General features: G+C 69.0%; 15 protein-coding genes and 4 pseudogenes. 9 read left to right on the top strand and 10 right to left on the bottom strand.

The window, feature by feature from the left end:
* Positions 1-439: 439 nt before the first annotated feature.
* From ACFV0T_RS39885 to ACFV0T_RS39870, 4 genes are all read right to left on the bottom strand, one after another.
* On the bottom strand, positions 440-574 hold the full coding sequence (locus tag ACFV0T_RS39885) for a hypothetical protein (protein WP_385790096.1): 135 nt from the start codon (positions 572-574) through the stop codon (positions 440-442).
* Positions 571-1,032 carry an SDR family NAD(P)-dependent oxidoreductase gene (locus ACFV0T_RS39880; protein WP_385790094.1) on the bottom strand — a complete coding sequence of 154 codons (462 nt, stop codon included), beginning with the start codon at positions 1,030-1,032 and terminating at the stop codon, positions 571-573. The genes ACFV0T_RS39885 and ACFV0T_RS39880 overlap by 4 nt, the downstream gene beginning before the upstream one ends.
* A gap of 368 nt (positions 1,033-1,400) precedes the next feature.
* A complete protein-coding gene (locus ACFV0T_RS39875) occupies positions 1,401-1,877 on the bottom strand; it encodes a hemerythrin domain-containing protein (protein WP_385790092.1) in 477 nt (158 codons plus the stop codon).
* A 758-nt stretch (positions 1,878-2,635) separates the two neighbouring features.
* A complete protein-coding gene (locus ACFV0T_RS39870; RefSeq protein WP_385790112.1) occupies positions 2,636-3,298 on the bottom strand; it encodes a GAF and ANTAR domain-containing protein in 663 nt (220 codons plus the stop codon).
* A gap of 307 nt (positions 3,299-3,605) precedes the next feature.
* Here ACFV0T_RS39870 and ACFV0T_RS39865 point away from each other — a divergent pair, with 307 nt between their 5' ends.
* Together ACFV0T_RS39865 and ACFV0T_RS39860 are read left to right on the top strand one after the other, a co-directional pair.
* On the top strand, positions 3,606-4,292 hold the full coding sequence (locus ACFV0T_RS39865) for a hypothetical protein (protein WP_385790090.1): 687 nt from the start codon (positions 3,606-3,608) through the stop codon (positions 4,290-4,292).
* 35 nt (positions 4,293-4,327) lie between these two features.
* A complete protein-coding gene (locus tag ACFV0T_RS39860) occupies positions 4,328-4,528 on the top strand; it encodes a hypothetical protein (protein ID WP_385790088.1) in 201 nt (66 codons plus the stop codon).
* 170 nt (positions 4,529-4,698) lie between these two features.
* On the opposite strand, the gene ACFV0T_RS39855 is transcribed toward ACFV0T_RS39860, so the two are convergent.
* From ACFV0T_RS39855 to ACFV0T_RS39845, 3 genes and pseudogenes are all read right to left on the bottom strand, one after another.
* The gene (locus tag ACFV0T_RS39855; protein ID WP_385790087.1) at positions 4,699-6,030 is read right to left on the bottom strand and encodes a hypothetical protein; all 1,332 of its coding nucleotides are present in this window, start codon (positions 6,028-6,030) and stop codon (positions 4,699-4,701) included.
* 546 nt (positions 6,031-6,576) lie between these two features.
* The gene (locus tag ACFV0T_RS39850; protein ID WP_385790117.1) at positions 6,577-6,732 is read right to left on the bottom strand and encodes a hypothetical protein; all 156 of its coding nucleotides are present in this window, start codon (positions 6,730-6,732) and stop codon (positions 6,577-6,579) included.
* Between the two features lie 65 nt (positions 6,733-6,797).
* Positions 6,798-7,580 (bottom strand): annotated as a pseudogene (locus ACFV0T_RS39845) (transposase); the annotation flags it as partial.
* A 666-nt stretch (positions 7,581-8,246) separates the two neighbouring features.
* On the opposite strand from ACFV0T_RS39845, the gene ACFV0T_RS39840 reads away from it, so the two are divergent.
* Positions 8,247-9,122: a DnaB-like helicase C-terminal domain-containing protein gene (locus ACFV0T_RS39840; RefSeq protein WP_385790086.1), complete on the top strand. Its 876-nt coding sequence runs from the start codon at positions 8,247-8,249 to the stop codon at positions 9,120-9,122.
* A 229-nt stretch (positions 9,123-9,351) separates the two neighbouring features.
* Here ACFV0T_RS39840 and ACFV0T_RS39835 read toward each other — a convergent pair whose 3' ends face one another.
* Positions 9,352-10,857: a cryptochrome/photolyase family protein gene (locus ACFV0T_RS39835; protein ID WP_385790084.1), complete on the bottom strand. Its 1,506-nt coding sequence runs from the start codon at positions 10,855-10,857 to the stop codon at positions 9,352-9,354.
* Positions 10,858-11,626: 769 nt separating this feature from the next.
* On the opposite strand from ACFV0T_RS39835, the pseudogene ACFV0T_RS39830 reads away from it, so the two are divergent.
* The 5 genes and pseudogenes from ACFV0T_RS39830 to ACFV0T_RS39810 all read left to right on the top strand — a co-directional run.
* Positions 11,627-11,839, top strand: a pseudogene (locus tag ACFV0T_RS39830) (hypothetical protein); the annotation flags it as partial.
* Positions 11,840-12,088: 249 nt separating this feature from the next.
* Positions 12,089-12,352 carry a hypothetical protein gene (locus ACFV0T_RS39825; protein WP_385790083.1) on the top strand — a complete coding sequence of 88 codons (264 nt, stop codon included), beginning with the start codon at positions 12,089-12,091 and terminating at the stop codon, positions 12,350-12,352.
* A gap of 167 nt (positions 12,353-12,519) precedes the next feature.
* Positions 12,520-12,819 (top strand): hypothetical protein, encoded by a 300-nt coding sequence (locus tag ACFV0T_RS39820; protein WP_385790082.1) that lies wholly within the window; start codon positions 12,520-12,522, stop codon positions 12,817-12,819.
* Between the two features lie 230 nt (positions 12,820-13,049).
* Positions 13,050-13,538: an SPW repeat protein gene (locus ACFV0T_RS39815; protein WP_385790080.1), complete on the top strand. Its 489-nt coding sequence runs from the start codon at positions 13,050-13,052 to the stop codon at positions 13,536-13,538.
* Positions 13,539-13,883: 345 nt separating this feature from the next.
* Positions 13,884-14,171 (top strand): annotated as a pseudogene (locus ACFV0T_RS39810) (hypothetical protein); the annotation flags it as partial.
* Positions 14,172-15,156: 985 nt separating this feature from the next.
* On the opposite strand, the pseudogene tal reads toward ACFV0T_RS39810, so the two are convergent.
* Together tal and ACFV0T_RS39800 are read right to left on the bottom strand one after the other, a co-directional pair.
* Positions 15,157-16,266 (bottom strand): annotated as a pseudogene (gene tal / locus ACFV0T_RS39805) (transaldolase); the annotation flags it as partial.
* A gap of 739 nt (positions 16,267-17,005) precedes the next feature.
* Positions 17,006-17,179 (bottom strand): CsbD family protein, encoded by a 174-nt coding sequence (locus tag ACFV0T_RS39800; RefSeq protein ID WP_385790079.1) that lies wholly within the window; start codon positions 17,177-17,179, stop codon positions 17,006-17,008.
* Between the two features lie 131 nt (positions 17,180-17,310).
* On the opposite strand from ACFV0T_RS39800, the gene ACFV0T_RS39795 reads away from it, so the two are divergent.
* Positions 17,311-17,481 (top strand): hydrophobic protein, encoded by a 171-nt coding sequence (locus ACFV0T_RS39795; RefSeq protein ID WP_385790078.1) that lies wholly within the window; start codon positions 17,311-17,313, stop codon positions 17,479-17,481.
* The last annotated feature ends 36 nt before the right edge of the window (positions 17,482-17,517 follow it).

Here is a 17,517-nt window from a genome sequence, read left to right as displayed (position 1 = left end):
GGTGAGGAGACCGGCTGGGCTGCTGCTCTGACGGGCAGCTCCCGCTCCTGGCCCGATTCGCCCGCTCACGCCGTTGCGCCGCATCTTCGCCACACCCGAGGATGTCGCGGAGGTGGCCGTCGGCCCGGTGCGCAACTGGCGCCGCCAGGCCGGTGAGTTCGGGAGGGAATGGGGCCGGGAGAGCGAGGTGAGCGCCGTGATCGACGCCTTTCGGCGGGGCGCTGTCGGCTGGATCCTGCGCAGCTGCCGCCGGCGGTTGCTCGTCTTGCGTAGCGCCGCGGCCCGCGGGTTGTGCGCATGCCGCCGAAGGTTGCACAGAAGGTTCCGGGTCATGTCGCCGTTCCTTGGGCTGCCGCAGCGGGGCGGTGGCGGACGGACTGTTCGGGCAGCCCCCCGGCGCGGGACCTATGAATTGCTGGCTACCGCCGAGTCCGGTCGATCAGGCGCTGGTGGGCGGACCCGCCCAGCGTTGGTTGTAGCGGCGTGCCGCCCGGTCGTCGAGTGCGCTGCCCGCCCAGCTCAGCGTTCGTACCCAGGCCCCCTGGGAGGCGTCAAGGGCGTGCCCCTGCTTCATCGGCGCCCCCTTCTCGCTCTGCTCGGGCGGCGCAGGCAGGACCCGGGCAGAGCGAGTCCGCTTGCCCGCGTCACCAGGCGGGGTGCGACGGCGTGGGCGAGTGAGCCGATGCGGGGCGCGGGGGTCATCACCAGCCGGGCGCGCCTGCATTCCACGGCGCGCAAAATCTTCTCCGCCGCGCGTTCGGCGTTCATCGGCAGCAGCGGCATTCCCGCCAGGGCCGAGAACCAGGCGGACTCCGCCTCCGGCCGGCCATCGAACTCCGCCTCCGGCCGGCCGCCGAACTCCGCCTGGAGGTGTGAGCCGGTTCGCATCAGCCCGGGATGGACCGTGGTGACGCTGACGGCACTGCCGGCGGTCTCCTCCTGGAGGCCCTCGCCGAGCGCGCGTACCGCCGCCTTGGCACAGGAGTACGGCACCAGGTGAGGTACCGTCAGCAGCCCGCCGATCGAGCCCACCAGGCCCAGACGACCGCCTGCCGGACTGCGCCGCAGGTAGGGCAGTGCTGCGAGGGCAAGGGTTTCGACCCGCGAGCAACCGCGCCCCGCGCCACCCACGCCGAGTACCCCGCTCGGGTGGCGGGACGAACTGCGGTGATGCTCCGGCGCGCCTCACGGATCGTGGTGAGCATGCGGGTCACCTGGGTGGGCACGGGCGGACGCACCGCGAAGTAGCCGGCGTGCCGTGACCCGCGGCGGCACCGGATCCGTCACGGCTGGTCGGACGGCACACGAATCACTCTTGACTGTCTTCTCGGAAAGTCCGTTATTCAGCAGCCTCTTGCCGGCGCCGGACCGTATGCCGGGGTGGGGCGGGTGAGCGCGCGTCACTTGCTGTCCGCGCTCGGCACCGCGAGGGGGTCGCGCGGGGCCTTGTCCTTCTCGGCTTCCAGCCGCTTGGCGAGCTCGGTGAGACGAGTGCGTCCCATGGCCTTGCGGACGTCGGGGAACCACTCCTTCTCCTCTTCCTCGACGTGGTGGCGGACGTTCTCCATCAGGACGCTCATCTTGGCCTTGAAGCGTTCGTCGGAAGGGGGCATGTCCTTGAGCTCGGAGAGCATCCAGACGACGGCGTGGTGCTCCTCGATGCTCTCGAGGATGTGATCGGTGGTATCGGGGGCGGCTTCGCGGGCGGCGGGATAGAAGATCTGCTCCTCGATCCACGTGTGCACGGTCAGCTCCTGGATCACTTCATCCGCGATGGTGCGCCGCTCGCTCAGGTCGTCGTCACCTGTCTTCTCGAACTGCTTGAACAGTTTCTCGACCGTCTTGTGGTCCTCGCGCAGCAGCACGATCGCGTCCATGTCCGTACCTCCGGGTGTCAGGCGGCCCCGGCAGCAGTCCAGGTACCACCATCACCATCTCCCCGTAGGCCCGTGAGCCCGCCGACCTCGTGCACGACGCCGCGACAGATCGCCCGTCCGGTCCAAGTCAAGCCTTGGCCGCGGAGCCATCGCGCTGCCCGGCCCTGACTCGCGCCGCTCGTGAGCCGGTCGCCGGCCAGGACGCCGCAGGCTTTCACGACTGCGGGGAGACGGTGCTGTGCCGCATGCCCCGCCACCGCCACCAGCTCGGTCCTGCTCATTGCACCGTCCGGTACCGCCGCTGTCCTGTACGTCGTGTAACCGGGATGGCTTCCTTCTCGTTCGCCGCTTGGCGAAGATCCAGCATGGTTGCAGCCGGGTCGTTCTAGGCTGCTGGGTTGCCCTGTGCTTGCAGTGCCGCAGAAGCGGCCGACGAGAGGCTCGGCGGCGTCTGGCCGTTGGTGGTCTGCACGAGGGCGTCGGCGCCGATGTGCAGTGTCGTGTGCTGTGCTGGGATGCCGCCCGGACCCGTCAGGACTGTGGGCAGAGGGCATGGGCATGGGCATGGGCATGGGCATGGGCACGCCTGTGATTACGTCGATCATTGCCCGGGCCTGGTGCGTACGTGTGTGGGGGCGGCTGGGATGGGGACTTGGTGAGCAGGGTCGGATTCGGCAGTCTTCTCCCGGGTGGAGCTGTGCCGGTCCAGGCTTCTCTGGTTCGGCCCGTGTGCTGGGGAAGCCGCCCCATAGGGTCAGCTATGAAAGAGCGCCTTGTTCGCAGATGCGCCGGGCGACCTCGCGGAGTTTGGTGTTGCTCTGCTGGGAGTAGCGGCGCAGCACGTCGAACGCCTGCTCTTCGCTGAGGTGGCGACTGCCCATGAGGATGCCCATGGCTTCACCGATGAGGTGGCGGGTGGCGACGGCCTGTTCCAGCTGGGCGTGGGTGCGGGCGCTGGAGAAGGCGACCGCGGCGTGGGAGGCCAGCAGCCAGCCGGCCAGCTCGCTGGCCTCGCAGAACGCGCCGGGCCTGTGGGAGTAGAGGTTCAGTGCGCCGAGGTCCTCGTCGTCGGTGAACAGCAGGAAGCCCATCATGCTGCCGACCCCGAGTCGGCGGGCCTGGGGAGCGTAGGCGGGCCAGCGCTGGTGTTCGTCGGTGAGGTCGGCGATGCGGAAGACCCGCTCACCCTGCGAGGTGCGGGCGGCATCGAAACACGGCCCTTCCCCCAGCCGCTGTTGAAGTCGATCACTGTCGATGACCAGTTGGTGGGTGGGAGCGAGGGATTCCACCTCCCGGCCGCGCAGCACGAGAATGCCGGCCGCGTCACAGCCTTCGACCAGCTCAGTGGCCGAAGCGGTGATCCGCGCGAGAGTGGCGCTCACCGAATCCTGCGCCAGCAGATCACGCGCCAGCGACGCCATCTGCTGCGCGAACTGTCCCCAGTCCACCTGTCTCTCCCTTTCGATCCTCCGGAACATTCTCATACCCCGCCTCCCGCCTTGCACGAAACCGCGCAGCAGCGCTTTGGCCCGGCGGCCCGCGGCCGGAGCGGGGCGTCGATGTGCGGCAACCGTAGGGTCTGGCACACCCGAGGTATGCGTGTGCTGCCCACGGTTGCACTCAGGGGCGGCCTGCCGTGTCGGTGTGCGTCTTGGTGACGGGGGAGGGCGATGAGGTCGCGGGTGCTGTCAGGGGTGGGCGGGTGGGGGCAGGGATGAGCGTCACGGGTTGTGGGAACCCGGCGGCGTCCTGACCATCGCACCCGACCGGGTCGCCGTCTGGCCGGCCGCGCTGCCGGTCGAGGCCCTGCACGGCATCGGCCCCCGCCAGGCGACGGTGCTGCGGGAGCACGGCATCCACGCGGTCGGCCTGTCGGTCGCTGTCCCGGCCGCGACGGCGCAGCGTCTGCTGGGCGGGAAGGCCGGCCGCCTGGCAGCCGACCGGGCCCGAGGTATCGATCCCCGGCCGGTCGTGGCACGTGCGCTGCCCGCTTCCACAAGCGTCCGCTGCACTCTCGACCAGCACACCCTGGACGGCGCCGCCGTCCGCGCCGCCCTGCTCGGCACACGGCTGCGCGGGCGCGGGCAGGCGGCCCGCGCCCTGAACCTGACCCTCACCATCGCCGGCGACACCAGCTGGGAGAAGACCCGCCGCCTGAAGGAACCGTCCGCACACGACGACGACCTTCGCACCCTCGCCTACCAGCTGATGGCCGCCGGACTGCAGCGCGGCCGCCTGACCGGCCTGGTTTTGAAGGGCGAGCACCTGGCCGACGTCGGCCACGTCGCCCAGCAGGTCAGCCTCGACGATGCCCGCGAATCACGGTGGGTCGCGGAAGCGGCCGTCGACCGCATCCGGGACAGGTTCGGCCCTGGCATCATCGGCCCCGCCGCCATCCATCGGCGCGCCTCATGATCCCGCCCGCCCGGTGGCCGTGAAAGGTGCGGCGCATGCTGCTCGAACCACCCGGATCCCTCCCGGTCTGGCCCTACGGGCTGCCGCACTGGCCGTATGGGACCGCGGTCGACGACGCCCTGACCGCCCGGGACATCCCACTCGGTACGGTCCGGGCCGACCGCACCGGACACGACCACGGCGAAACGATGTACAGCGTCCTCGCCTGGACGTCAGCCGAACCGCCGGCCCCGTAGGGGGCGGAGAGCGCGGTCACCGTGGCGACGGGCGACGGGCGACGGGCGACGGGCGACGGGCGACCGCGACAACGACGCGGCCCTGTGCTTCGGGCCGCCGTCCGGAATGCCACAGTGCGGCGATCCCGGACGGCGGCCCGCTGAAGGCCCGCACTGTCCAGTCGGCGGTATCAGTGGAGGATTCGCTCCATGATCCAGTCGACCAGCGGCTTGGTCACCTGGCTGTGCTCGGTGTTCTCGCTGTCGCACTTGAACTCGTCGAGCGCGCTCTTCTCGTCGGCCGCCTCGACCTTCTCGTAGGGGTTGACGTCCCACTTGGCCGGGTCGTAGTCCAGTGCGACCGCGCTCACGGAGGGGACGAAGCAGCTGAACTTGTACTTCTGCGGGATGTCGGCCCCCAGTGCCGCGGCGATCTTGCCGAAGGAGTCGAGGGTGCCGCCGGGTGTGCCGTCGAGGCCGGGAACGTGCGAGGTGAAGCCCCGTCGGACCTGGCCGGCGGCCCGCATCTCACCGATCGGCTTGCGCTCCCCGCCGTCGGGCTGGAAGTTCGCCTGGGCATGGACCACCAGCGGCACCTGCCGCTTGAACACTTCCCCGCCGGCCGGAAGGTCGCGGCCGATACCGTCGCCGGTGCCGTTGGCCACGCCCAGCTTGCGCGGCCGCCGCGGGAACTGGCCGAGGTCGCGCAGCTCCTGCAGGAACTGCGTGCGCAGTTCGCTGGAGGTCGTGACGGAACCTTGGTACTTGGCGTCCGGTACCCAGGCGTACAGCAGTTGCTGCGCGGCGGGGCTTCTGATCAGCTCCGCCTCCTTGACCTTGCCGGGCTGGGCCGGCAGCGACTCGAAGAAGTAGGCCATCTGCTGGAGTACCAGCGGGATCCAGGCGCCGTTGTGCGGGGAGTCCCAGGACAGGTAGGTCGCGGTCTCGTGGTCCTGCTGCTGGTTCTCCATCTCGGCCAGGGCGTAGCGGGTGATGATGCCGCCCATGCTGACCCCGCCGACGATCAGCGGCTCAGAGCCCTGCCGCTCCTGGATGACCTTCTGGAGGGCGCTGATCACCACCCCGGCGTTGGCCTGGATGTAGGTGTGGCGCTCCTCGAAGCCGACCAGGACGACGTCGATGCCCGCGGTGAGCAGCTGGTCGAGGAAGCCCACGTTGCTGCCCGGGTAGGGCGCGTTGAAGTGCGCGAACAGCCCCGGGAGGTCACTGCGGCCGTAGTTGAAGCCGTCCGCGAAGATGAACGGCCGCTCCAGCTGGTCGTGGCCGTCGGCGAGGTAGACCGCGGCCTCGCCGGAGGCCACCTCCCGCCGGTACGGCCGGGCGGACCGCAGCGGCCAGGTGTGCTTCGCCTGCCGGTCACTGTCGCGTGCCACCCCCATCGGGGTGCCGAACCAAGGGCCCTGCGGCAGGTTCTTGGCGAACTCCGCCACCTTGTCCGCCGAAGACTTCTCCTCGGCCTGCTTCCACGTCAGTTCGACGTCGATCCTGGCTTCCTGTGCCATGGGACAGCTACCGCCTCTGTGTAGGTGATGTTCACGGGCGCACTACAGCCCGTCGTGATCACGTGCGAGCGGGCGGGCAGCGCGCGGGACTGGTCGAAACGCGCGGCACGGGACGGCTCCACGTGGTGACTGAACGTAACAGTGACATTACACAACGTGTCGAAGGTGTGCACGAAAACGGGCCCCCTCGCCGCTTCGGCGGCCAGTCGGCGAGGAGCACTTCCAGCTGACCGCCTCGTCGCCCTCGTCTCGGCCGGGAAGATCGCCCCCGGCCGAGGACGCCTTCTGCTGCCAGGCACCGGGTGGTCCACCCTCCGGGCGCGCAGGCATGACGGGGGACGCCAGGCGGTGTGAGCACAGAGCACGGCGGCGTTCAGGACCATGCCGAGCGCGCCGAGCTGATCCTCCTGCCCCGGTCCGCTTCGGCACCACGAACCGCAGCCCGTCCACGGAGACCAGCAGGCCCCCGCCCCGGTGCCCGACGACCGGTACCTGCATGCGCGTCAGGTGGTGGCGCACTGTCGACAAGGACAGGCCGACCGTTGTCTAGAGTTCACGCACCAACCGTTCCTCGCCGTACGCGGCGATCCACTCGCGGTGGGCGCGCGGCAGCGCTCCCTGCCGCTCTGTGGCGGGCTGCCGGTGGTCACGTCCGCGGGAGTGGTGTATCGACGGCCACTCGGTGATCTCGTTTGAGGCCATGCGGTGAGTTCGGTGGGCAGGGCGGTGCCGTCGGCTTCTGACCCGATCGGGTGGAGGCGGGCCTTGGCGAGCAGGTCGTGCTGGGCGACGTCCAAGTGGGCTGCGGCCTTGGTGAACTTGACTTCCAGGGCGTCCAGGGTGTCCAGGACGTGCCGCATCTGGGCTTGGACGGCGTCGGTGTCGGGTTGTTCGAAGACGGCCCGCAGCAGTGTGGCGACCCAGGGCTGGGCCGACTTCGCCGCCTGGGACAGCAGGTTCCGGGCGTAATGGTGCGGCAGCGCTGCCAGGAGGCGCCGGGCAGGGCGGCGCCGATGGCGTCGACCGGGCCGGCATGTGCGTCGGAGACGACCAGCTGGACCCCTGACGGGCCGGGCCCTTGGTCCAGCGGCCGGTCGCGGAACGCGGCGACCTGCTCGTCCAGGTGCTTGGCCATAGTGCTGACCTGCGACTTCGACAGCTGGGTCCCCCGAGGGACGCGGCGAGTTCCTCGACCCGGCGCGTACTGACGCCCAGCAGGTAGGCGGTGGCGACCACCGAGATCAGGGCCTGCTCGGCCCGTCGGCGGCGCTCCAGCAGCCAGTGCGGGAAGTAGCTCCCCGACCTCAGCTTCGGGACGGCGCGTTCGACGGTGCCGGCCCTGGTGTCCCACTCGCGCGGGCGACAGCCGTTGCGGTGATCGACTCTCTCGTCGCTGACCTGGCCGTATTCGGCATTGCAGAGGACATCGGCCTCGGCGGCCATGAGGGCGTCGGCGAACGTCTTGATCATCGCGCGCAGCAGATCGGGAGTCGCGAGGCGAGGTTGTCCTCGGCGAGGGCGTGCGGGGGCAGACTGTCGGGTGCGGTCATCGTGCTGATCTCCTTCGGGCTTCGACACCTCGAAGATCAGCCGGTGGCCGTTCATCTATGCGGGCCTCATCCCGACGCCGGAGCAACCCCCGGATCAGGTCGAACCCGTACACCACCCAGAGCCGCCTTGGACGCCTCGGCGGGCATCTTCTGTTCCGGTGGCAGCGAGACGATGCCGATCGCCCCTCCGCTCGCGCTGACCATCCATCAGCCCCTCCCAGACGGCGTGCTCCTGGTTGCGCCTCAGCCGTCGCTCCAGTTCCATCCCGTGGACCGTGACCCCCGGCTCCACGGTCGCCCCGACTTCTCCACCCAGCAGTTCGCGCACATCGGCCCAGTGGCGTTGCCAGTCCGCCGGCCACAGGGGGTTCCAGTTGGATCAGGACGAGGACGTCCTGATCCTGCTGCGCGGCGAAGAAGCGTCCGACAAACCTGCCGCGCAGGAGAGGAGAGTCCGTCCTAATCGTGGGCAGGCGCCGTATGGGGCCTACCGCCATTCTCACGATTGCCTTCCATGGGCAGTGTTCTTGCTTCGGCGGCACGGCACAGGCCCGACTCATTCACGTCAGGTCAACCCGCGCCGAAAGGACCAATGTGAACTATGACTGTGCCGTCTGCCTGAAGCCGTTGTCCGCCGACGCCTCTGGAACGATCACCGTCGTAGGGGTGACCCAAGACAGCTCCGACAACTGGGTCTGGGGCCCCTACCCCGTGCACGACTCCCCCTGCCGCAACCGGCTCGCGCATCCCACCGCACAGCAGCTGGTCGACGCGCCCGGCCATGCACGCACCAGCACCCGTCGTGACCCCAGTGACCCCGGCACCACAGCACTGCTGGAGCACTGGCGCGAACTGCAGACAGCGCGGACCCTCGGCCGCATCCAGATCTGGTACTGGTCCGACCGCCTTTCCGGCCCGGAAGAGCCCAGGGCGCAAACGCCCTGGCCCGACGTGGACGCCGTGGCCCGCCTCGCCCCAGGCGAGCTCACCTGCCTGGGCACTCGCTCATGCAGCCGCGAGGCACGGGCCGGCTACGACATCGCGGTTCACAACGCGGCCAGGAAGCTGCGCGTGGTGATGTTCGCTCCTGACCTCACGCCGCGAAACCCCGTGCCTGGGCTGACCGTGTACCGCGAGGCGAACCTCACCCTCGCACGCATCAAGGAACGGCTTCGAGACGAGCTCGACCACGGCACCCCCGCGCAGCTGGTCGTCGTGGACCGCCTACAGCTGCTGGCCCTCCAGGACGGGGACAGCGCCCGGATCCGGCTCCCCGAGCAGGTCGACGAAGCGGTCAGAGAGCTGAAGCTGCTCGCCAAGACAGAACCACTGGGCACGCCCGCCGTCTTGCTCATGGCCCGCCTCGAGCGCCCGCGCCGCGACGGCCATCCGTTGCACCTGGATGACCTGGGTGGCGCTGCCGAGCTGGAGTACGCAGACACTCTCGCGCTCCTTGACCGCACCCAACAGCACGAAGTCGACGTGCTCATTGCCAAGGACCGGCACGGGCCCGCACCGCGTCACCTCACTGTGCAGTGGTGACCCGGCCTCACCGTGAGAGGCGTCCAGCGGCCGCAGTGCGGACACCGACGGTTTTGCTACCCCACCCGCGGCTCGCCACTTCGGCTCCCGCGGCGCGTATCCGGGTCCGGTGGTGGCTCACGGTCGAGGGGGACAGCCCGGCCACTGCCCCCGGGGATGGTCTGCAGGTTCTCGTCGGTCTTCAGAACCCAGATGAGATGTGCGAAACGCTCAGCTCCTCCCCACCCGCTCAGGGCGGCTCGTCTCCACGTAGCCGTTCCTGTTCCAGTAGTTCGTCGAGGTCGGTCAGACGGTCGAGCCCTCGTACGGCCTGCGACATCCGCGGGTTGTGTTCGAGCTGGGAGCGGTGGCGATGCAGAAATGCCCAGTATCCGGCTGTGTACGGGCAGGCGTTCTCGCCCGCCCGCACCGTCGGTCGGTACGCGCAGGGGCCGCAGTAGTCGCTCATCCGGTTCACGTACGCGCCGCCCGAGGTATATGGCTTGGTCGTCATCCGTCCGCCGTCGGCGTACTGGGACATGCCGACGACGTTCGGCAGCATCACCCAGTCGTAGCCGTCGACGAAGCAGCGGTGGAACCAGTCGGTCACCGCCGCCGGGTCCCATCCACGCTGTAGCGCGTGGCTGCCCAGTAGCATCAGCCGCGGGATGTGGTGGGTCCAACCGCTGTCCCGCACCTGCGCGAGGACGGTGGACAGGCAGCGTGCGGTGACCGCTTCGGCGTCGAGCTCCAGGAACCAGTCGGGCAGCGGGGCGTGGTGGCGCAGGGCATTGCAATGCCGGTAGTCCTCGCCGAAGTACCAGTACAGCTGCCATACGTACTCGCGCCAGCCCGCGATCTGGCGCACGAATCCTTCGACGCTGTTGACCGGTGCGTCACCGCTGCGCCAGGCCTCCTCGGCGCAGTCGACGCACTCCTGCGGATCCAGGAGCCCCAAGTTCAGCGACGAGGACAGCAGGCTGTGGCTGAGCACCGGATCGGCGGCAAGCATGGCGTCCTCGTGCGGACCGAACCCGGCGAGGCGGTGCGTGACGAAGCGGCGCAGGGCGATGCGGGCCTCCCGGCGGGACGCGGGGAAGATCCGCGGACCGTCCCGCCCGACGAAGGACACCTCGCCGGAGCGTTCCCAGCGGTCGAGGTCGTGGCGAACCTCGTCGTCGATACCGTTCTCGCGGGGACGGTACGGTTTTGGGGCGTTCAGCGTGCGGGCACCAGTGGGCGCGGGCTCACGGTTGTCGTGGTCGTGGTTCCAGCGGCCTCCCGCCGGCTCTCCGTCGTCCATCAGCAGGTCGTGACTGCGGCGCACCCACCGATAGAAGTCCTCCTGGCGCAGCCGCTCGCCCCCGTGGCCGTCGGCCCAAGCCCGAAAGTCCTCCTGGGGGACGAGGAATCCCCGGGCGGGCAGCATGCGTACGCCGTCCAGCGCACGGACGAGCCCGAGAGCGGCGCGTGAGGTGGGGTGGTGCACCGTCAGCGCGGTGGAGCCGACCGCCTCGCGCAGTCCCTCGCGGTAGGTGTCAGCCTTGACGTAGTGCACCCGGTCGCCGAGTTCGGCGGCCCGGTGGCGCATCGCGGAGAGCAGGAGATGGGCCTTGGCTCGGTGGAAGCGGCGCCGCCGGAAGACCGACCGTGCCTCGATCATGACGACGGGCGAATCGCGTTCCGGGCCGCCCCGACCTGGCGTCAGGAAGTGAGGTCCGAGCTGGTCGCCGAAAATCCAGTGGAAGGCGGTCATGCCTGGCTGCACCCGTTTTCACGACCTGCGGCGGGCATGTCGATCGAGTCCGACGCCGACGCGTTCATGGAGCGCCTCCGGTGCTGTGAGAGGGGGGTACTGGAGACTTCCCCTCTGGCGTTGATGGCAGCTGCACGGTAAACGGGTGACTTTGGACCTCAAGGTAGACGGACGCCTCATGGCGGAGGATCCCCCTGGCCGACGTGTACCTGCGCTGCGGCCGCTCGGCCTGACGGTGGTCCTGGCGGTGCCGACAGCCCGCCGCGGGCACGGGCAGATGAGACGGCCCGTGTGTCGTTGGAGGGATGTCTTCGAATCGCCCATTACTCGGCGGCCTGCTGCGGTCATGGCTCGTCATTGCTGTACTCCTGTCCCGCGCACGGAGGAACGATGTCGCAGCCGAATCCGCAAAGCCACCGCCGAGAAGCTGACCTAGGTCCTGGGCGACCACGGCCCTGCCGAAGGCGTGTCCGGCGCCCCTTCTCCGGAGCCTGTGCTGGTCGAGGAGCCCGTCGAGCCGCGCGAGCCGCTACCGCCCAAGCTCGAGGGCACCTCGGAGGCCGTCAGTGCCACCGACCAGCCGTGGGGCGCTTGTGCCGTTCCGGGGGTGCCCCTATGTCTTTGGTCAAGGGAAACGGGGGTGCGTTGGCTTCGCGCGCGGTGCAGCATGGCGCCGTGGCTGATCTGCTGTGGGATGACGTGAGCTGTTTAACCGCTTGAATGGCGCGGACCACGACAACCCTCCCCAGGGCCAGGGCCGGGGCCGGGGCCGGGGCCGGGGCCGGGGCCGGGGCGGGGTAATGTCGCACTGACCGGAGGGCCACTCGACCGGCTGCTGCTGGACGTTACGGGCAGGACGACAGCGGAGTGGGATACCGGCGTCGCCCTGACGACGGAGTTGGGGCAGTCCGGTGCCGACGGTCGTGCTTGTTCAGATGCGGCAAGATGGAGGCCCAACGAGATGGCCAGGCCGAAGAGTTGAGACTTCGTACGCCTTCCTCAACTGCACTTGGACTCTCATGCGTCGCCGATACCGAACCCCCCACGCGCTTCGTGGCCGCGTCAAGCACGCGGTAATAGGCGGGCCGCGGAAGGGGCATGGAACCTTCTGGGTGCTCCGGTGGCCGGACCGCCGTGCTGGTGGTCTCCTGGAAGTACGGGTCCGCGCCAGTCCTGTCTGTGGGTATACCGGAACCCGTTCCCATCGTTCTCCAGTGACTTGGGAGCAGTCATGTTTGTGAGGAAACTGCACGAGGCCGGGCTGACCAGCGAGCAAGCGTACACTGCGGGGTTCGTGTCCATCGGCCTCTCTGTTGCGTCGTGGGTCGTTTCTGTGAAGGCCGAGGCGCGTGGGATCGCGCGAGCCGACCGCTGGGGAATCTTTGTCGGCGAATGGGCGCCCACATTCTTTGCCCTCGGCCTTGCTCTCCACACCTACGAACGCGATGCGCTTATCACCCCCGAAAAGATCACCGGCGAGCCGGCCCGCGCCTGAGATCAGTTGCACAACCGCAGGTGGCTATTACGGGCTGGGGTGAAGAGCTTCGGCGAGGGTGCGGCCGGTTGTCTGGGACGAGCGGGGATGCAGTACAGCCGCTCTCGCGGGTGGCTGGTGGTAGTGTCCAGCACCGATTTCTGTGGGGCGGGACGAAAATGGTCGGTATGTCGAAGCACTGGGTGTACCAGTTCCGCAATGCCCCGGGACGCGATGAAGTCGAGGCCCTGACCGAGGAAGACGTGCCCCGGCAGATCCTGGTACGAAAGTGCCCAGGCACTGACGGGCTGGTAGACGGGTACGTTTTGCAGCACGTTGTCGCGTCGGCGCGGACTGCCGTCTACACCTGGGTACGGCGCGGCGAGCCCGCCCCGGTTGCCGCCTATCTGCTTGAGCTCCTGGCTGAGGTCTGTCCGCAGGAGATCTGCGTGGGCCCTTGGGACGGGGCCGCAGACGGGGAAGGATGAGATGAGTGAGGCTCGGAAGTGGCGCTGGATCGGCCGGTCCCGTGTCGCGGGCGGCCCGGGGCGAAGCGCCGTTGCCGGCCGGGCCATTGCCGAGAGTGGGTTGGACCGATCCGCCGGCAGCGGTGGGCCCCACGTCCCCTGTCCGAGTGGCCGACCCTAATGCCCTTTTTTGTATTTATGTCGACTTTATGGGTAGACGGGTCGTAGACATCTCCCTTCAGGAGGCCATCATGGCGTCAACCCACCACGCACCCATCGAAGAGCACCCGGACCTGATGGACCTGCGCGCCCGGCACGATCGCGCCGCAGCCACCCCACGAGCCCAGATGATTGAGGCCCTTGCCCTCATCACCGGCCTCTACCTCGCCGCGTCCCCCTGGATTGCGGGCTTCAACGGGTTCACCACTCTCGCTGTCACCAACCTGATCGCCGGCATCGCCTACATGCTCCTGCTCGGCGGCCTTGGTACCTCCTACGAGCGAACTCATTCCATGGCCTGGGCCGCCGCCGCTATCGGCATCTGGACCTGCGTGGCTCCGTGGGTCGTGGCCGGCGACGTCGCTCACACCCGCTCCATCACCAGCAACATCATCACCGGTGTCATCGCGACCCTCCTCGCCCTCGCCGCAGCGTCTGCTGCCCGCGACCGCACCGACGCCTCCCACCGAGGTACCGGCCCCGCCGCACGAGAGCACCGCACCATGCCCGGAGACCGCTGACGCGCTGAAGCCGCCGCCGCCTGCATCACGCGTGCGCGGTAGACGCGGGGTGTAGTCCGCGGCGGTCGGTCAGCTGGCCTGGGACACGAGGCGGTGGTAGTCCAGGTCGCCAGATCAGTGGCGCGCACAGGCGCCTGGCTACCAGTCAGCGCGCTGTGGTGGCAGGATCGAGGATCCGGGCACGCGGATAAGCGGGCTGGACGGTGGCGCTTGCGCGGCCATGTGGGAGAGGACGCGCCACTTGAAGGAGCCGTCCGCGCACGACGACTGCGTGCCCTCGCCTACCAGATGCTGAATGACGCCGGTCTGCAGCGCGGCCGGCTGACCGCCTGGTCCTTCAGTGGGATCGCCTACCAGTATCTCCAGACGCTTCCCCAGCTCGCGCAAGGCCCAGGCAGCACCTTCTGGATGATCCCCAGTGAGGTCACCTCGGCACTGCAAGACTCCCGAGCATTGGGCGAGAAGCTGCCACCGTCACCCGCAACTTTGGAGAAGGCCGCCGACGGCAGGGGCGACGACGCAGCCGACGACGCGGCCCAGGCTGCGGAGACAGCGGAGGCAGCTGCTCAGGCGCTCGCCGACGCGGCCACTGTCGACGTCCCACGGTCGCAGGAACGGGACGAACGCCGTTAGCTGCCGTGGTTCAGGGCAGGGTCGATCGATGAAGCCGGTTGCCCATTCTTGCGCGGCAGCAGACCCGTCCATGCACCTGTCGACATGCGGGAAATGGTCTCTGAGCACGGGTCAGATGTCGGACCCGTTCGGCCAAGCGAAGCGACGAACGGGTCATGCGGTGAACCCGGCCAGGCAGAGCTGGATACAGATCGCGTCGGCCGCCAGTCGCCGTACGGTGGTCACCGCCCGTACGTCCACCTCGTTCCAGCCCGCGTGCTACGCCACCGGACTCACCCTGAGCCTGTCGCGCCCCGCTGCGCTGTCGGACTGCTGACTCGCCATCCTGTTGCTGCTTCGTCGAGCCGTCGGGCAAGCCCTGCGGGCCACCTGCCGACGGATGCAGCTTGCCTGCCCTGTGAGGCGTGACGGGCGTAGGCCCGGGCCAGCATCAGTGTGTGTCGGGGAGCCGAGAAAGCAGCGTTCGGGCGGCCGCCCCGGAGCGCAATGCCTCCAGGGTGGCGCTCTGCCGCTCGGCGCGTTCCAGCAGTGCGTCCAACCGGTCGGCAAAGAGGCGTTCGTCAGAATCGGCCAGGACACGCAGGGTCCGCCAGCAGGCTGCTTTGCCCTGGACACCCAGGAGCATGGCCTCTGCTTCCAGCACGTCGCTGAGCGGGGAGCGGGAGAGGAAGTGGCCGTTGGTCTTGAGGCGGCCCGCCTTCTCGGCGAGCCAGCCCATGGCAGCCTTGACTTGGCTGGTGGGCACGTGCAGATCCCTCATGATCTGTGCCAGCGCGTCGCGGTCCTCGTCGACTTGCTGGGCCAGACCGGCCAGTGCCGTGCGGCCCTCCGCGTCCGTACGCGACTCCGCGGCCCGCCGGAACAGCTCCAGGCCACCTGTGGCGCCCGCGTAGTGGTCGTTGAGGTAGATCGCCAGCAGATCGGCAATCTCGGAGTCGCCGTCCTGGCTCCCGCCGGCGGCGTCTGCGTTACCGGCCTCGGCGTGCATTTCGCGCTCCACCGACTTCCCCAGCTCGCTCCAGCTGTCCTCGAACTTGGTCAGTCCTTCGCGCTCGAGGGTGTCGGTGACGTCCGCGAAGTCGACGCCGACGACTTCCAGTGCCTCCAGGTGGGCAGCGGCGGCCGCGAAGTCATCCACTGTCGGCGCATGGGCGGGGAGGGTGCCGTGGTCGGCGAACGCGGCCAGCGTGGCGCCGGGCATGGTGTTCACGGTGCCGGCGATGACGAGTTCGCTGACGTACATCGTGTCGGGGTAGGACGGGTCCTTGACCCCGGTGGACGCCCACAGGGGGCGCTGCACGCGGGCTCCGGCTGCGGCGAGGCGCTGCCAGCGGGGTTCCGCGGTCATCTGCTCGTGCGTCTGATAGGCGAGCCGGGCGTTGGCGACCGCGGCCTTGCCCTTGAGCGCACGGGCCTCGGGGGTGCCGGTCGCGTCGAGACGGCGGTCGACTTCGGTGTCGACGCGGGAGACGAAGAACGAGGCGACCGAGTGGATGCTCGCCAGGTCCCGCCCGGCGGCCTGGGCCTGCTCCAGACCGCTCTGGTAGGCGTCCATCACGTCGCGGTACCGCTCCAGGGAGAAGATCAGCGTGACGTTGACGCTGATGCCTTCGGCGATGACGCCGGTGATCGCCTTCAACCCCTTGCGGGTGGCCGGAATCTTGATGAACAGGTTCGGCCGGTCGACCGCCTCCCACAGCTTGCGGGCCAAGGCGCAGGTGGCATCGGCATCCTGCGCCAGCCGGGGGTCCACCTCGATAGATACCCGTCCGTCCATGCCGCCGGTGCGCTCATAGACGGGGCCGAGGACGTCGCAGCCGTTTCGGACGTCATCCGTGGTCAGGGCAAAGACCGCGTCATCGACGCTGCGGCCCTCCTCGCCCAGGCGGCGCAGTTGCTGGTTGTAGCGGTCTCCCTTGGACAGTGCGGAGGCGAAGATCGTGGGGTTCGTGGTGACCCCCACCACGTGCTTGTCCGTGATCAGCTTCTCGAGCTCCCCACCAGCCAGGAGCTCGCGGGAGAGGTCGTCGAGCCAGACCGACACCCCCGCGGCGGACAGAGCGGCAAGCGGGTCGGATACAGCGGAACCAGACATGCGCGTACCTCCAGATACGGTGCGGTGCCGCTCGCGCCGACAGACCCTCGCCCCGCGGGCGAACGTGGCGGGCGGCGCCCGCCACCGTGCTCTTCTACGCGGGTGCCCTCCACACCCTTGCCCAAGCCCACCCGCCCGAGCGGCTTGGCGAGCGGCGCCCCGGGATCCATGTCGGGCTGACCGCGTCGCTGGCCTGCGGTCTCAGTGCGCCAGAGAGACCAGCCTTCCGCATTCCAGGTGATCGGCCCCTCTGGCGGTGAAATGGATGGATGATCGGCGGGAATTCCTTCAGACCCGTGAGCCGACGATGCAGGGCTCCTCCTGCCGTAAGCCTCGCGGCGCCGCCACCAGTCCCGTCATGAAGATCAGCGGCGACCTCGACCACGCCACCGCGTCGAGCTACGCGAGGCTCCCCACCACGCTCACCCTGCAGCCCGGCCAGCGCCTCGTCCTGGACCTGGCGGGCATGACGTTCTGCGCCTCCAGCGGCATCACCGCATTGATCGCCCGCAACCACGCTCACGCCGCCCTGGCGGACATCGCGCTCGCAGCTCCCCGCTCACACCCTGCGGGTACTGCGTGTGGTCTGCTTCGACCAGATCTTCCCGCTCCATCGCGACGGCTCTTCTGCTGCCCAGCCCTGAGCCCGGTGCACGAACATAGGCGTGCGTGGCAAGCCGCAATAGACCGGGGGCCTGCCCGGACACGATTCGGGCAGGCCCCCGGCGCGATACAGGTGTCAGTGGTGGAAGGTGTCCTTGGCCTTTTCCTTGGCCTCGCGGGCTTCGCCCTTGGACTTCTGCGCCCATCCCTCGGCGGTCAGGCGGTCGTTGCCGAGAGCGGTGCCCAGGGCTTCCTTGGCCTTGCCCTCGGCCTGCTCGATCTTCGCCTTGGCCTTTTCGCCGGCACCCATGGAACGCCTCCTCGTTGTCTTTGCTGTCGCGGTAGAGCGCTCGTGCCCCGGCTGTCCCTTTACAAACAAGGCTGTGCTCAGGATTGAGGGTGGATGGGAAGGGCACACGGTGGCGCAGGAGGTTGATAACTATGGTTCCCCTGCTTCTTGTTCTTCTTCTCGCGGTGATCCTTTTCGGCGCGGGGTTCGCTGTGAAGATTCTGTGGTGGGTGGCTATCGCCGTACTCGTGCTGTGGCTGCTCGGTTTCGTGATGCGCTCCACGAGTGCCGGCGGCGGTCGCGGCCGCTGGTACCGATGGTGACCTGAACCCGCTACCCGCACCCGTGTAGGGCCCGGC

It is taken from the genome of Streptomyces sp. NPDC059582 (assembly GCF_042735715.1).
In the GTDB taxonomy this organism is placed as follows: domain Bacteria; phylum Actinomycetota; class Actinomycetes; order Streptomycetales; family Streptomycetaceae; genus Streptomyces.
Note: the sequence above shows the minus strand (reverse complement) of the source record. Positions and strands in the feature narration are given on the sequence as shown.

Coding starts and splice junctions, on each gene's coding strand:
- ACFV0T_RS39885 (WP_385790096.1), bottom strand. CDS start 574: ATGAAGCAGGGGCACGCCCTTGACGCCTCCCAGGGGGCCTGGGTACGA.
- ACFV0T_RS39875 (WP_385790092.1), bottom strand. CDS start 1,877: ATGGACGCGATCGTGCTGCTGCGCGAGGACCACAAGACGGTCGAGAAA.
- ACFV0T_RS39870 (WP_385790112.1), bottom strand. CDS start 3,298: ATGGCGTCGCTGGCGCGTGATCTGCTGGCGCAGGATTCGGTGAGCGCC.
- ACFV0T_RS39860 (WP_385790088.1), top strand. CDS start 4,328: ATGCTGCTCGAACCACCCGGATCCCTCCCGGTCTGGCCCTACGGGCTG.
- ACFV0T_RS39855 (WP_385790087.1), bottom strand. CDS start 6,030: ATGGCACAGGAAGCCAGGATCGACGTCGAACTGACGTGGAAGCAGGCC.
- ACFV0T_RS39850 (WP_385790117.1), bottom strand. CDS start 6,732: ATGGCCTCAAACGAGATCACCGAGTGGCCGTCGATACACCACTCCCGC.
- ACFV0T_RS39835 (WP_385790084.1), bottom strand. CDS start 10,857: ATGACCGCCTTCCACTGGATTTTCGGCGACCAGCTCGGACCTCACTTC.
- ACFV0T_RS39825 (WP_385790083.1), top strand. CDS start 12,089: ATGTTTGTGAGGAAACTGCACGAGGCCGGGCTGACCAGCGAGCAAGCG.
- ACFV0T_RS39820 (WP_385790082.1), top strand. CDS start 12,520: ATGTCGAAGCACTGGGTGTACCAGTTCCGCAATGCCCCGGGACGCGAT.
- ACFV0T_RS39815 (WP_385790080.1), top strand. CDS start 13,050: ATGGCGTCAACCCACCACGCACCCATCGAAGAGCACCCGGACCTGATG.
- ACFV0T_RS39800 (WP_385790079.1), bottom strand. CDS start 17,179: ATGGGTGCCGGCGAAAAGGCCAAGGCGAAGATCGAGCAGGCCGAGGGC.
- ACFV0T_RS39795 (WP_385790078.1), top strand. CDS start 17,311: ATGGTTCCCCTGCTTCTTGTTCTTCTTCTCGCGGTGATCCTTTTCGGC.